The organism is Flagellimonas nanhaiensis (assembly GCF_003382275.1).
Lineage (GTDB): Bacteria > Bacteroidota > Bacteroidia > Flavobacteriales > Flavobacteriaceae > Flagellimonas > Flagellimonas nanhaiensis.
In genome coordinates this window covers 117489-132344 of record NZ_QTJX01000006.1, presented here as the reverse complement: position 1 = coordinate 132344, position 14856 = coordinate 117489, and the positions used below count along the sequence as shown (strand labels likewise).

General features: G+C 47.9%; 14 protein-coding genes. 11 read left to right on the top strand and 3 right to left on the bottom strand.

All coding sequences use genetic code 11. The features are described from left to right. Positions 1 to 87: 87 nt before the first annotated feature. Positions 88 to 1080, bottom strand: coding sequence for a CBASS cGAMP-activated phospholipase (locus DX873_RS17485; protein WP_116185784.1), 993 nt, complete (start codon positions 1078 to 1080; stop codon positions 88 to 90). Between the two features lie 751 nt (positions 1081 to 1831). On the opposite strand from DX873_RS17485, the gene DX873_RS17475 reads away from it, so the two are divergent. The 6 genes from DX873_RS17475 to DX873_RS17450 all read left to right on the top strand — a co-directional run bounded on the left by DX873_RS17475 (position 1832) and on the right by DX873_RS17450 (position 6943). Further along, positions 1832 to 2302: a single-stranded DNA-binding protein gene (locus DX873_RS17475; protein ID WP_116185782.1), complete on the top strand. Its 471-nt coding sequence runs from the start codon at positions 1832 to 1834 to the stop codon at positions 2300 to 2302. A gap of 64 nt (positions 2303 to 2366) precedes the next feature. Beyond that, positions 2367 to 2744, top strand: a complete 378-nt coding sequence (locus DX873_RS17470) for a DUF6876 family protein (protein ID WP_116185781.1) — start codon at positions 2367 to 2369, stop codon at positions 2742 to 2744. Positions 2745 to 2821: 77 nt separating this feature from the next. Beyond that, complete coding sequence (locus DX873_RS17465) at positions 2822 to 3271, top strand: JAB domain-containing protein (RefSeq protein ID WP_116185780.1); 450 nt, start codon at positions 2822 to 2824, stop codon at positions 3269 to 3271. A gap of 454 nt (positions 3272 to 3725) precedes the next feature. Beyond that, positions 3726 to 4283 (top strand): BfmA/BtgA family mobilization protein, encoded by a 558-nt coding sequence (locus DX873_RS17460; protein WP_116185779.1) that lies wholly within the window; start codon positions 3726 to 3728, stop codon positions 4281 to 4283. Between the two features lie 3 nt (positions 4284 to 4286). Further along, the gene (gene mobB, locus DX873_RS17455) at positions 4287 to 5315 is read left to right on the top strand and encodes a MobB family relaxase (protein ID WP_116185778.1); all 1029 of its coding nucleotides are present in this window, start codon (positions 4287 to 4289) and stop codon (positions 5313 to 5315) included. Between the two features lie 5 nt (positions 5316 to 5320). Further along, positions 5321 to 6943, top strand: coding sequence for a type IV secretory system conjugative DNA transfer family protein (locus tag DX873_RS17450; RefSeq protein ID WP_232520973.1), 1623 nt, complete (start codon positions 5321 to 5323; stop codon positions 6941 to 6943). A gap of 75 nt (positions 6944 to 7018) precedes the next feature. Here the strand turns inward: DX873_RS17450 and DX873_RS17445 are convergent, their stop codons facing one another. Further along, a complete protein-coding gene (locus DX873_RS17445) occupies positions 7019 to 7252 on the bottom strand; it encodes a hypothetical protein (RefSeq protein ID WP_116185777.1) in 234 nt (77 codons plus the stop codon). Positions 7253 to 7267: 15 nt separating this feature from the next. On the opposite strand from DX873_RS17445, the gene DX873_RS17440 reads away from it, so the two are divergent. The 4 genes from DX873_RS17440 (at position 7268) to DX873_RS17425 (ending at position 12802) form a co-directional block, all read left to right on the top strand. Beyond that, positions 7268 to 8809 (top strand): ParB/RepB/Spo0J family partition protein, encoded by a 1542-nt coding sequence (locus DX873_RS17440; RefSeq protein WP_116185776.1) that lies wholly within the window; start codon positions 7268 to 7270, stop codon positions 8807 to 8809. A gap of 166 nt (positions 8810 to 8975) precedes the next feature. Continuing rightward, complete coding sequence (locus DX873_RS17435; protein WP_116185775.1) at positions 8976 to 9725, top strand: phospholipase D-like domain-containing protein; 750 nt, start codon at positions 8976 to 8978, stop codon at positions 9723 to 9725. A 249-nt stretch (positions 9726 to 9974) separates the two neighbouring features. Next, entirely contained in the window at positions 9975 to 11726 is a 1752-nt protein-coding gene (locus DX873_RS17430) for a diadenylate cyclase (protein WP_116185774.1), read from the top strand. 128 nt (positions 11727 to 11854) lie between these two features. Continuing rightward, a complete protein-coding gene (locus DX873_RS17425) occupies positions 11855 to 12802 on the top strand; it encodes a hypothetical protein (protein WP_116185773.1) in 948 nt (315 codons plus the stop codon). Here the strand turns inward: DX873_RS17425 and DX873_RS17420 are convergent. After that, on the bottom strand, positions 12799 to 13578 hold the full coding sequence (locus DX873_RS17420) for an XRE family transcriptional regulator (protein ID WP_116185772.1): 780 nt from the start codon (positions 13576 to 13578) through the stop codon (positions 12799 to 12801). The genes DX873_RS17425 and DX873_RS17420 overlap by 4 nt on opposite strands. Positions 13579 to 13635: 57 nt before the next feature. On the opposite strand from DX873_RS17420, the gene dinB reads away from it, so the two are divergent. Continuing rightward, positions 13636 to 14850: a DNA polymerase IV gene (dinB, locus tag DX873_RS17415; protein ID WP_116185771.1), complete on the top strand. Its 1215-nt coding sequence runs from the start codon at positions 13636 to 13638 to the stop codon at positions 14848 to 14850. The last annotated feature ends 6 nt before the right edge of the window (positions 14851 to 14856 follow it).

Sequence of the window (14856 nt, the reverse complement as noted above, 5' to 3'; positions counted from 1 at the left end):
TAGATCAAATCTGGGCAGTCCATTTGCCATGGTCAGTTTCATCCGGCGAAGGTGGGTCAGTTTACCCGGCTTATCCACCATATCTTGTTAGTTTGTTTTATACGTTTTTTTGGTTTCGAAAAATTCTCGTATTTCGCTTTTTTTTCTCCAAAGAAGTCCCATGTCATTGCCCTTTATGCGTAGCATGTTAATTGATTTCTTGGTGGCTTTATCCAGTTTTATTATTTTCTGCTGAGTAGGAGATAATTTATCACTAGGAACCCGAACGTGCTTTACAGGTATACTATCCGATTCGCTGGCTTTTCTCATAAAATAATCCACAAACTTTGCCTGACCCGTTAATATTGCTTCAAACAATTTTTCCTGCCAATGAAGAAATGACCGCTTTCTGGATAAGCCTGTTACTTCGCCCTCTAAATTGTTTAGGCTACTGATTGAAAGGATTTGTACCTCATCATATTCCTTGTCCTCACCAACAAAGTAATCTAGCGCTTCAATTAATCCTACAATACTTGGGTTGTTGGCATATATGCCCCCATCTATAAATTGTCTGCTATTATAGTATTCAATTTCCGCCAATGGAAAATATGTTGGTGCCGCAGAGGTGGCCAATGCAACATCCACATACTTTGCATTATTGTCCCTACGCTGCTTGTTCTCCTCATGGTCATATTTGAAAATGAACGGCCTTGCATCAGTAACTGAGTAACTCGGGATACAAAGCAAACAATGACTATCCTTTATTTTGTGGTCTCCAAATGTGGCCTCCAATGCACTTCTTAAAGGTTTATCCGAGTACTTGCCCCCGAGTAGGCTCTGTTTTATCTTGCCTTTCAATTTTGATTGGTTCGGAAAAATCTTTTCACCATTCTCCTCGTACATTCTTGAGATTTCTTCAGCCTTTATTTTTAATGAAAGTGCAAGACCCAATATCCCACCCGTGGAGGTCCCGCAAATCATGTCAAAGTGATCGACGACATTGCACTGAAATTCCTGTTCGAAATGTTCCAATATTTTGGAGCTGTACAGCCCTTTTATGCCGCCCCCATCAATGGAAAGAATTTTAAACGGTTTTTTCATAATCAAATGGTTCTCATAATGATATGTCAAAGTCCATGCCTCATCCCTTCTTTTTTAACAAATTCTATTTGTGCCCAATAGAGTGCCATTTTGTCTTGCATCAACTGCGTTCTTGTCATGTGTGGTGTCTAACCACGAAACTCTAGAAATTGTAAATGCGAAAATCAGTAGCAGTTTTCTTGGCCTTTATATTTCCATATCCGTTTTTGGGTTTATCTCTACAATAAGACACCGTTTGGTCATATGGCCGTTCCCCATCCAAGGCATTTCCCTTGGTTTTCCTTACGCCATTCCCGGTAAGGGCTACTTTGGCCCTTTCTCGATAATGTCTAAAAACCCAGGTCTCTGCCCAACCATTTTAAGGGGTTTCTAATGGATAAAGCCTCTGTTGTTTTTCGGGGCATCGAAAAACAGGCATGGTATAACCAATTCTAGTCCAAACCCTTCTTTGCCGTGGTCGTTTAACTTCCCGTACACTCCCTTGCAAAGGGGTTTGTAAGAATTTCTAATACCATCATGGAACTTGTCAAGACCGTGCGAGTTTTGGGGACAAATAAGGTTTCCACTTCCTTGATTTTAGCCCGATGGTAAAATCCTCGTCGCGGACCTCCTCCTGATTTGTTCCCAAAAGTCTTGACAAAACCCACTTTTTCCATTGTGCTGCGCACGGAAGAAATCAAACAAACACCCCTTAAAATGAACCCAACGGTTCCAAACAAAAAGGGGAGTATTAATCTTAAAATTTTTGATTATGAGCAATTTCAGAAACCATGTGCAATTGATTGGGAACATCGGCGATGAACCCAAAGTAACCGATTTGGAAAGTGGCAAAAAAGTGTGCCGTTTTCCCTTGGCCACCAATGAGTATTACAAAAACGCCAAGGGTCAAAAAGTGCAGGACACTGACTGGCACAATATTGTGGCCTGGGGCAAGACCGCCGAGATTATTGAGAAGTACACCCATAAGGGAAGCGAAATTGGCATCATCGGGAAACTCAAGACCCGAACCTATGAGGGGCATGATGGCAACCAACGCTATGTGACCGAAATCGTAGCGGACGAGGTGCTTTTGTTGGGCAACAAAACCAATGGAAACCAAAAGGTACAATCCAATTCCGACAAGCCCAAAGAAAATGGACCAAAAGCGGATGAAAACACCGCAAAAACAGGTACGAAGGACGACGATGCTAACACGGCCAAGGATTCAAAAACAAATGGATAGGTTTTGTATGGGGCGCCCGCTAGGGTTGCCCCTTACCTTTTTTCACCAATGAAAACAACGTAAAATGGAAACGATTGGCAACATTACCGAAAATCTGCAACACTTCCACGGGTCGGAAGTCCTGTACCGAATCCCTCTGATTCGTACCCAATATACCGAGGGCATCCAATATCTGGCAGAGGCGGCAGACTGTTTTTGGTTGGTCACGGATACCTCAGTCATTGCCCGTAGCTTGATGGGCAAGAGCCGCTTCATCACCGTGGATTTTAAAAAGCACGATGAAAAGGAAAAAGAGAAAATGGGCTATGCCGCTTCCATCACCTATACGGATGGGAACGGGCAGATTTTTGAAACACAGGGCTACCACCTAACGGATTTTCCCTTGGAAAAACTCCGTCTGTTTTTCGTCAACGGTACGCTGATGCTTCCGAGCGAATACTGAACATAGTCGAGGGGGTGCCACGTTGGACCGGAACACCCCCTCTTTCATCATTTATATCTCAAATGGTCAATAAAACAATGACAATGAAAGTTAACGAAATAAAAGTGAGCTACAAAGAGCGCATCACATCCCCGTTTTGGGAAAAGGTGAAATCCTCCCAAGATGCGGCAAAAATCCTCTTTGAGCATTGGGACAAGGACACCATAGGATTGCAAGAGGCCTTTAAAATCCTGTTGCTCAACAATGCCAACAAGGTCAAGGGCATCTACCAATTGTCGTCTGGGGGCATCACGGGAACCCTAGTGGATGTGCGCCTGCTCTTTGGCATTGCCTTAAAGACCGCATCATGTGCCATAGTGCTTTCACACAACCACCCCTCGGGGACACTCAAACCCAGTTCAGTGGATAAACAATTGACTTCCAAAATCAAAAAAGCGGGCGACCTTTTGGACATCAAGGTACTCGACCACCTTATTATAGTGCCCAATGGAGACTACTACAGTTTCGCCGATAATGGGCTTCTTTAGAATACCTTTTATATCCCGCTTTCCAAGGGACATTTTGCGATGTCCTTTTTTTGATGCCCGATGAATCCCTTTTGAAAAATATTCACCCTTTTCAAGAAATCGAAAGAAATTCCGCAATAGTTCATCACTTTCCGTCTTAAAATTTGGGAATCCTTCCGATTTCGGCGGCGACGAAGCTACCTTCAGATAAAGCTTAAAGTGAATCCCGCGGCGCGGGATAAACGGTATAGCAAGAGGGCAACACGCCAGGGCGGTGTTGCGTGTTTTTGCGCCATTGCAAACCTCTGGTTTCCAATGGAATGTGATTTTATAAAAAATACGAACTAGCGCACCGTTGGCGCAATATGCGGCAATACTGCGGCAGCTTGCGGCATTCCCGGGGGCAAAAACAGGTACAAAACCAATAATGACAGGGGGCTCGGTCTGCCGCATCCATCTGTATCATTGCAAGAATATGGCATCCTATATCAACATACGTTTCAGCAAGACCGTGGGGGAGCGTTTCCGGGCCTTTTCCAGAAAAATGGCGCCTTCACATTCCAAGGCACTGACCATCCTATTGGATGCCTATGCCCTGATGGAAAAGGGCAAAGTACCTGACAAATCCAAATCCGTCCAATTGCTCCTGGAGCGGTCGGACACCAATGCGAACCGCATCATTGCCCTGCTCCGTAAAATCGAGAACGACCAGATCAAGCCCATGTTGGGCATGTTACAAGTACTCTTCGGCTATTCCTCCGCCCAAGAGGGCGATGGCCACAAGAAGGGAAGGTCCAAGAAGGACCAACCGAAAACCGAGACGGATTTCAAAAAGGCCTTTGCCGTGATTGATCTCAAGGAGGAGAAACTAAAACTGGCCGCAGACCTGGAGATGGCCAGAAGGGACATTCATGCGGTGCTGTCCAAAAAAACCGAGGTCGTCAAGCCCCTCATGGGCCAACCCTATATCAAATTGTTGGTTTCCCCGGAGGAACTGGAGGCCCTGATCACCAGATACAAACCCAAACGTTGACCCATGTACATCACCATCACCCGCCAACATTCCGACAGCACCTATAACCAGAGCGCCTCCGATTTCGTGGACTATCTCGAAAAGGAAAACGAGGGCAAACATCCCGAGTTGCAGGAACCCTTTTTTGACCAATACAACGACCGAATTGAAAGGGATACCGTCGTCAGGGAAATCGATGCCAATACCTCCAAGCTCAAAAAGCGGGAACCCAAGTTCTATTCCTTGACCGTCAACCCTAGCCAACGGGAACTCAAGGCACTGAACAACGACCCGGCCCTGCTCCGGTATTATGTGCGTGAGATGATGAAGGATTATGCTACTGCTTTTTACCGGGAAAGTCCGGTCCATGTGGACCAACTGAAATACTACGCCAAGATCGAGCACGAGCGGACCTATTCGGGCAAGGATTGGGAAGTCCAACAGAACCGGCCCTATGCCGCCAAAATCGCCAAATTGCAAAACGATATCCGAAAGGTGGAACGGGGTGAGCTCAAGGGCAACATTGCCAAAGTGGAAAAGGAAATCGACAGGCTCTTCAGGGAGATGCCCCACAAAATGGATGGCAAGCCCGTAAAGGAGGGTATGCAAAAACCGGGGGATCAGATGCACGTCCACATCATCATGAGCCGTAAGGATGTGACCAACCGCTACAGCCTTTCCCCTGGCAGCAGTTACCGGGAATCGGAGGCCCCGCTCCAAGGAGAAGTCCGCAAACGTGGCTTTAAACGCGACCAGTTCTTCGAGGGTGCCGAAAAGACCTTTGACCGACTTTTTGGCTATGACCGCAACTATGTGGAGAGCTATCAGGGACGCAAGACCCTGGGCACAAACCCCCACCAATACTTTGCCAAGATCGCGGGGCTGCCCAAAAATGAAAAGGCCGTGGCCCTGAAACTCCTGGGCAAAACCGGAATCAAATTGCCGCTGCCACCCCAAATTCCAAAGTCCAAATTGGACCTGATGCTGAAATCCCTGAAGAAAATCAAGAGGGGCATCGACACCGCTCGGGGTGCCGGGGCCATTGAAATCTAAAGACCATGGCCGTACTCCTCCTTTCCATATTCGTTGGGCTACCCGTTTGGGCCATGATTTGCCTCTACCTGGCCATGATAGGAATTACCGTTTGGCTTCACCGCAGTACGGACTGGGCCTTTTTGATGCTCTCGGGCCTGTATCTATTGTGGGGGCTGTTCCAATTCCACTTCTTCCTGGAATCCTTCTGGTCCTGGGTCATCGCACAGGCCCTGCCTTTCCAAGGTATCAATCTGGTCGTTTATATCATGGCCGATTTCCAAATGGAACGGGAAGGCACACAGCCCCGATACCTAGTGCGCTTGCCTCATCGCAACGGTACCCTGACACTCTCTAACATCCGCCGCGGGGTCTCCATCATCGGCTCCGCGGGAAGCGGAAAAACGGAATCGGTGGTCTATGGGTTGTTGCGGCATTTCCAAAGCCATGGCTTTGCAGGGGTCATCCATGACTACAAGCACTTTGAACTGACCGAACTGGCCTGGCCGTTGTTCAAAGAGGCGAATATTCCCTTCCACATCGTCTCCTTTGACAACATCCATGCCCGGGTGAACCCCATTGCGCCACGCTACCTGCCCGATGAGGAATCGGTGAACGAGGTCTCCCGTGTATTGTTAGAAAATCTCTTGGAACAACGGGAATCCACCGTTTTCGGATCTTCCAAATTTTTCAATGACGCTGTGGAGGGACTCTTGGGAGGGCTGATGTGGAAGCTCCGATCACAGCACCCAAACTATTGTACCCTGCCCCATTTGATTGCAGTCTACCAACATTTGGGGACCCAGGAGCTTATCGACTGGCTCTCCAGCGATACCACGGCACGGACCATGGCCGACGCCTTTATCTCAGGAAGGTATTCGGAGCGCCAAACTGCGGGAGTGCTCAGCACCTTGGCCAATGCATTGAAAAAAATCAGTACCCAACGCATCTTTATGGCCCTCTCCGCGGACGAGGTGGACCTGGACATCAACCATCCCGACCATCCTGCTGTAGTGGCCGTGGTCAACAACCCCAAGTACGAGACGGCCTACTCCCCAGTGATTGCAACCATCCTCCATACCATTACCAAACAGATGGCGGTCCGCGAACACCTGCCCTCCTTCGTTCTGGTGGAGGAGGCCCCCACCATACGCCTGCTCAACATGCACCGCATTCCTGCTACCTTGCGGAGCTTTGACATTTCCACGGTTTATGTGTTGCAGGATAAGGTGCAGAACGACCTGATGTACGGGGAGAAGGCCAGCCGTGCCATCCTCTCCAATCTATCCTACCAGTTTTTCGGCAAGGCCAACGATCCGGACACGGCCCGTTATTACGAACGCTTCTTTGAATTGGTCAAACGCCCGACCCGTAGCGTGAGCAAGGGCCAAGACCCCTTTCGCTCCGATACCCGCATCACCCGTGGGGAACGGGAGGTGAGCAAGGTACGCTCCGATGTCTTCTTCCGCTTGAAGCAAGGGGAGTTCATTGCCTTTGCCGATGGTCGCGACTGTAAAATCCGCTTTCCCCGGCCCCAATGGAAACGGGGGCTGCCAGAACCGAACTTTCCCAACCTGGACAACCGCTTCGAGGCCAACTTTGAGCGCATCCACATGGAGGCCAAGTCGCTCTTTGGGACCAAGGATTAGGTCCCACTGGCCTAAAGTCCTTGCCCGGGCAGGTGATGGCCGCAACCGTCATTGTTCCTAGGATTCCATAAACCTCTAATGAAACGAAAGGGAACCCATTGCGGTCCTGTCCCTTTTTCCGCCAAGGTGGTAAACCGCGCGGAAACGCCCCGCACAAACACGGTTTCTGCTAAATAGAAAAGGAGGCGTTGCCTCCGCAGACACTCCGATTTTGTGCGGGCTTATACCGCCTTTGGCGGTTTCCCGTAGGGCGGCATAAAAAGGGGCCAGCACCATCCCCGTGATGGGCACCCCAAAATCAAGTTTCATTTAAAATTTTCAGTTATGGAAACACAAACAAAAGCCCGATTGCAAACCTTGCCCCTGCAGGAAATCGCCATCGGCACGTCTAACCCCAGGAAAGTCTTTGATTCCGAGGCCCTGAAGGAACTCACCCAGAGCATCCACGAAAAGGGTATCCTGCAACCGCTCTTGGTACGGCCCCATGATGGGGGCTTTCAACTGGTCTGCGGGGAACGCCGATTAAGGGCAGCAACCCTGGCCAAACTGAGCGAGGTTCCCGTTCAGGTGCAGGAGCTGACTGATGAAGAGGTCTTGGAGGTACAACTCATTGAGAACCTCGAACGGGAGGATGTCCATCCGCTCCAAGAGGCAGAGACGCTACAGCGGATGCTGGACACGGAAAAGTACACGGTGTCCGACTTGGCATCCAAACTGGCCAAGTCCGAGACTTTTGTCATACAGCGCTTGAGCCTTAACGGGCTTATCAAGGCCTGGAAAGATGCCTTTCTGAAGGACCACATCAACTTGGGCAAGGCACTCATCGTGGCTCGGCTCACCAAGGCAGGTCAAAAAGAACTGGCCGAAAATGCCATGGATCATGTGGGCGGAATCAAATCCAAGGCGGCCTTGGAACGTTTCATCGACCGTCAGATCAGTCGGAAACTGGAGCAGGCACCCTTTGACGTCTGTAACGAAGCCCTTGTAAAAAAGGCAGGGCCGTGTACCACCTGCAACAAACGCTCTGGTGCTAATGAACGCCTCTTCCCCGACATTGAGGCGGATGACCAATGCTTTGATAAGGCCTGTTACGAACTGAAGGTCCAGGCACACCTGATGAAACGGGCCAAGGAAATCGTAAACGGAGCCGAACCCGTACATTTTATCTATAGCCCCTATGCGGAGGAGCTCCCCAACGGCTTGGTGAAACTGCTCGAAAAACATAACATCAAACTGTTGGAGCAGTACGAGGATTTCGAGCTCCATGGTAACGATGACCAGGCCAAAGAGGGTCTATGGCTCAACGGTTCGGGTAAGGGCCATCCGGAGAAAATCTACCTGCCCAAAAGGTCCAAGGGCAAAATGCAGGAACTCCCACCCAAGGAAAGGATCGCACGTATCGAACAGCGTGCAGAACGGGCCTTGGAACTGGATGCCGAAAAGGTCCAAAAGCGCATCATCGAATCCCTTGCCGAAACTGAGGAACTCCATGAATTGGGCAAACTCCCCATACAGCCCGTGGATACCCTGCTACAACGGCTCTGGCTCTGGAATACCGCGCCTTGGGAGGTACAGGAAACCTTGGGCAAGACCTTCAAATGGAGCTCAGGGGTTTCCAATAAGACCATGCTCCAGCGTTTGGAAAGGATGACTGAAGCGCAAGTGGCCCATTTGGTACGCCTCACTGTCTTTGCCAAATGGAGACATAGCTTGCCCACTTTCATCGAGGGCATGGCCCTTCGCAGTTTGGCCGAGGGCATTCCGTCAGTGCCCATCGCGGACATCGAGAAGGAACAACGACAGGTAGCCCGCAAGCGCATCAAACGTACCAAGGAGCGTATAGAGAAGCTCAAGGAACAATGTTGAATTTCTCCAAAAGGCCCTCGGCAACGGGGGTCTTTTTCAAAACTATTAGTGAGCTATGAACACCCGCTCAAAAAATTTGTGTAAAACTTATCCGGTCTGGACCGAATCGGGTCCAGTTTTGGGTTTCTATACCCTAACTTTAAAAAACACTACAAACTAGGATACCATGTATTTCAATAATGCCCAATGTGATATCTATATCGGGACTGGGGCCGGGAAAAAGCTCATGGAAGAGATTGCCGCGGCGAGCAACTCGGTGAAGATCGTATCTCCGTTCCTTTCCGCCAAGTTGGTGCAAGGGCTTATCGAGTTACAGGAAGGAGGTGTCCATGTGGAACTGATTACCACGGAACCGGAAAGGGGTAAATCCGGACTGCTCGGCGCGCTTATCCGACAGCATGTCCATATGGACCAGCGGGCGCAGCACCGGAAAAGGGTGTTGCATCGGATTCTTAAGATTTGCTATTTCCTCGTTGGCCTGGGAGTTCTTGCCCTATGGTTTTTCTTTGCCCAACAAGCAGTGCTACCAGTATTGTATATCCTGGCCACTATAGGTATTTTCGGATTGGCCGTTTTGATTTTGCACCATGTCTTAAAACGTGTTCGGGTCTTCTCGTATTCCTATGAGCCCATTTTTCCGATAAGGATGATCAAACCGTCGGATGCCTTTGGAAAAAGGACCACCTATTTACACAGTAAAATCTATATCATCGATGACCGCATCGCCTATATGGGTTCGCTGAACTTTACCTATAGCGGTACGGAAAGTAACTATGAAACCCGTGTTCGGTTGACCGATGCACCTTCCGTGAAGAAGATTGTACAGGAATTCCATTATCTGATGGACGAGGCCGATTTTCCCGAACTGGATATTTGTCGATGGGGTAGTAGGTTGTACCACGAGCCCTTCCATTAGTACCGTATTTTACCATGTATAAGATTCAGTGGGGTGGGGCAAAGTTATCCTTTGGTCTTTGCTTTGTGTCAATCAAATGGATGCATCCATTTGATTGATGGGTTTTCTAGGTCATCCTGAATTCCCAAAGGAATTGCTTCGGAAAGCTGACCAAAAATGCTACATTGTAGTAGGGTAGGCATCTTTTAAATCTTTGTCCAAAAATAAAGGCACTATAGGCTGTGCCGTTACCGAACAAATCAAAAATCAATGGCAGATACCATAAAACTCTTTATGTGGGGTTTTCAACAGCACATGCAGCACTCCCTTCAATTTGAAGCCGAGCGGTTTTTCGAACGAATTGACAAGGATTTAGATCCCAAAGTGTTTCTATTGGGAGTCTTAACGGAAGAAAGGGAAGATAGGCATGATATATGCCTGGAGCCTGAGGATTGTGGTTATAGTGTTCATCTGTTTTCCAATCTCAAGCAGTTGGCCGAGGAACTTGAAAAAGTGGATCCAGAGGGGCAGATTCTACATACCCATCCCGTCGCGCAGGAAGGCCACACCAAGCGAATTGGAAATAACGCATTCAGGGATGCCATAAAAAAGACCCTGGACCGTGTTGATTTCGACAATGAGACCGATAAGCATGTTTCCTATCCGACCTATGTTGAGGGATATCTGGTGTTCACCATACTGGAAATCCGGAATGATACCCTCGACAAATACTATTCCCTGACCAGGGAAAAGTACGCCAACCGATTCACTATCTATCGCTCGTTCATCGAGAGTGCTATCGATGTTTTTCTTAAGGAAAGTACCAATGCCCTAAAAGACCCAAACCGGGGTTTTGAAGCCATCAATCGGAGACCGGAGGAGATGTTGCGTGAATCCGGGAAGCAGTTCATGTATACCATTTCGAGCATAGCAGAAAACATGGAGGGACTGCATGGGCTATATGACGCTTGCAATGCCATTGCTTCCATGCGGTATGAAGGCGCCGAGGGCCTGGGTAAATTGGCTGTTGCTGCCAAGGACCATATGAATCTGCGATTGACCTTGGAATTGGAAGAACCCATAAAAGTGAGTGATTACCGTAAAGTCAGGAAATTCTTGGAATTGTCAACGGACGATTCCATCATTGTCTCCGATTCCGCCTTAATCTATGGTCTGGGTGAGCTGGTCGGCAAATACAATCCAAAGAAAGAATCCATGTTTATCATTGATTTTATCAGCCACTTTAAATGGCAGGTCCTACATGATAACAACCCGCTTATGGTCGTGGAATATAAACTGCCTAACATTCCAAAGGAACGGATCAATAGGGCAAAGTTTTATTCGGACCTACCACGGATTTTTAAAGACCTGAAGAAAAGGCAAATTGACGACCTGTGGGATGTGACCATGAGGGCTACCCAGCAAAAACATGGTACGATGTTGGTGATTTCCAGCAATGCAGCGAATGAATCTGAAAGGCTTGGAAAACAAAGTTTTGCCATAAAGCCGATGAAATTATCACCAAACATCATGCAACAGATTACGTCCATAGATGGGAGTGTTTTACTGGACAAGGATGCTATCTGCTACGCCATTGGGGTGATCCTTGATGGTTTGGCTACAGAAAAAGGTGATGCTTCCAGGGGTGCCCGCTATAATTCAGCAATCCGGTATTACGAACAATTCGCTACGGAACATCCGATGGTGATTGTCATTGTTTCTGAGGACGGCATGATCGATTTGATTCCTCAACTTAGGCCTCAAATAAAACATTTGGATATTACGGATAGGATTGAGGAGCTGGAAGAACTCAATAAGCAGGAAAGTGTAGAAAGAAAAAAGTATTACCCACTCATCAATTGGTTGGAGCGTCACGAATTTTACCTGACCGAACAAGAGTGCTCCGATGTCAATAGACTGCGAAATGAATTGCAGCAAAAAGAAAAAGATGCCAGCGGCACATGGATAGTTCGGCATGAGTTGAAGCCCAACCCCGAAATGAATGACAGCTATTATATATGAAGCTACTGTGTTTATCGGGATCTAAGAATAGGATAACTACATATTCTCTTTAAGCCCACAATTGATTTAATCTTCCCACACCAGTTTTCTGGGTAGGAAGAATTCCCTTAAATGTGTATTTTGAGAATATGATTGATCACGCATGCGTCCAATATGCCTATGATAAAGCCGGTAACAGGGTTTCCGTCTTCGATGTTCCCTGGGGAAAGGATACTGGCTGTTTCTGTAGGATTTGTGAGGAGCCCTTAGGGGCCAAAAACAAAGGAAAGACCAGGGAGACCATTTTAAAGCCCAATCAAAAGGCAGCACACTTCTACCACATTTCAGCATCCAATTGCTCTGGGGAGACCTTGATGCACATGCTGGCCAAGGAAGTGTTCCAGGAATCCAAAAAGCTGTTGTTTCAAATAGAGCGAAGGAACCATCATAACGAGTTTTTGGATTACGAGGAAAAAATAGTGGAGTTTGACGAGGTGGTTCTGGAAAAACAAATGCTTTGCGGTAACAGTTCAATCCAGCCTGATGCGATTGCCGTGGTTAAGGGAAAACAACTATTGGTGGAATTTGCCTTTACCCATGAGGTGGAGTATGAAAAAGAGGAGCTCATCCAAAAGGCCAAACTCGATTGTATTGAAATCTATCTAAATGTAAATTGGATAGCATGGAACGAATTCAAGACCGAGGAAGAACTAAAGCAACGTATCACCACTTTTTTGCACAAGGAATGTGGGATGCACCAACATTGGATTTACAACGAAAAGTACCAGGGAAGACCGATAAAAATCATTGATTATTCCAAACAAGAAATGGAACTTGAAAAAATTGATCGTCAATTGGCCACTTTGGAGCTGGGCAAAAAGGAAGCGTTGACAGAAGTGCTGGGTTTGAAAAGCCGGGAAACGCTGATGCGGATTCTAAATTTTGAAGGGCGATATGATTTTCTGAGGGATAAAAACTTTTACTTAAAAGAAGATAAGGTTAGGGTTAAAGAGCCTGTTGTTGAAGAACTTATGCGTTTTAAAGAAAAATATGGACAGGACTGGAATAAAAGCTTGCCTTGGTCATGGCCTTATTAAGACATACGGACATCTTTTCTTAGGGTCTCCAGTTCCACTCCCAATTCGTTGAACATCCGTAGAATGCTGTCCAGCTTCAATTCCTCAGGTTCGTATTCCTGGGTGTTGATGCTACAGGTAAATTCCCAAAGTTCCAACACTTCTGAAATGGGCACTTCGAACGGTTCATAACTTTTGTTGTCCGAGACCAATTTCAAGGTTCCGTTTTCGTCAATTTGATTGTAGACCCTTTTGTAGACCATCCCATCGTTTTGGGTCAAGAGCACATAGGTTCGCCCATCCTTGATGTCACTCCGGTCTTCAATAAATTTCCCCACCACAAAAGAGCCCGGCTTCATCGGCAGCATGGAATCCCCCTTGATGGGAAAGGCCCGGTGCTTGCCCGTAGGGAGAAAAGGGAGTTTGATCTTCTCCAATTGCTCAATGTATTCAGGATCATCATATCCAGCCAAATAGCCCGCCGAGGTCTTGACGGGTACCACCTCAATCATGTCCTTATTGTCTTGATCCACCATAATGGGAAACAGTACACGTTGGTTACCAAGTTCAATAAACGAAAAATCCTTGGCCTTTGTGAGATCCTTACGGATCAAGATATCAACAGGCACCTTAAAAAAATCGGATGTTTTTACCAAGAGCTCCAAGGAAGGCATGGAACGCCCCTCCTCCTTCGAACCGATGGTCGAACGCGTCGCCCCCAGCTCTTCCGCCAATTCTTCCTGAGAGAGCCCCTTAAGCCGCCTGAGATGGTTCATATTCTTTCCTACGAAATACATAATTGCTACAAATATAAGCAATCATTGCTATAATTTGTAGCTAAGTTTGTTTCTGGTATGGAATCACAAATTTTACATCTCGATCTAGACACCTTTTTTGTGAGCTGCGAACGACTGTTGGACTCTCGTTTAATGCACCGTCCCATCCTTGTAGGGGGCACCGGGGATCGAGGGGTGGTATCGGCCTGCAGCTATGAGACCAGGCGTTTCGGCATCCATTCGGGCATGTCCATGAAACTGGCCCGACAGCTCTGCCCGGAGGCTACAGTTATCAAAGGGAACGCCGGGACCTATACTAAATTTTCGGAGCAGGTCACGGAAATCATCAAGGAGAAAGTACCGGTTTTCGAAAAGGCCAGTGTGGATGAGTTCTACGCAGATTTGAGCGGAATGGACAAATTTTTTGGCAGCTATAAATATGCCTGTGAACTACGGAATTATATAATCAAGGAGACGGGCCTCCCAATTTCTTTTGGACTCTCTTCCAACAAGGTGGTCTCCAAGATGGCCACCGATGAGGCCAAGCCCAACAATCAGATGCGGGTGGATTTCGGTCTGGAAAAACCCTTTTTGGCCCCGCTCTCTATTCGCAAGATTCCCTCGGTGGGCAAAAAGACCTATGAGACCCTGCGCGGACTGGGGATTTTAAAGGTCAAAACCGTTCAGGACATGCCCCTCGAACTCATGACCAGTGCCTTGGGTGTACATGGGCGGACCATTTGGAAACGGGCCCAAGGCATCGACCGCCCCCCCTTGGTGCCCTTCCATGAGCGCAAGTCCATTTCCACAGAGCGCACCTTTGGCAAGGATACCACCAATATTACCCAACTCAGGACCACCCTGACCGCTATGGTGGAGAACCTGGCCTTCCATTTACGCACCAACGATAAGCTGACGGCCTGTGTGGCTGTCCGCGTCCGCTATTCGGATTTCCAGACGGTATCCAAGCAGATGAAGATTCCCTATTCCAGTGCCGACCATATCCTCATCCCCAAAATCTTGGAACTCTTTGAAAAACTGTACCAGCGTCGGATGTTGGTGCGATTGGTCGGTGTGCGCTTTAGCGACCTGGTCTCCGGGAACTACCAAATCCACCTTTTTGACGACACCTTGGAAGCACTCAGCCTTTACAATGCGATGGACACCATCCGAAAACGCTACGGAGATCGGGCCGTGGTCTATGCCTCCTCCATGGGAGCCAAGTCCATAGGCAGGTTTCATAACCCGTTCAACGGGGAACCGCCCATCGTACTGGCCCACCGGACACAATAACATTTT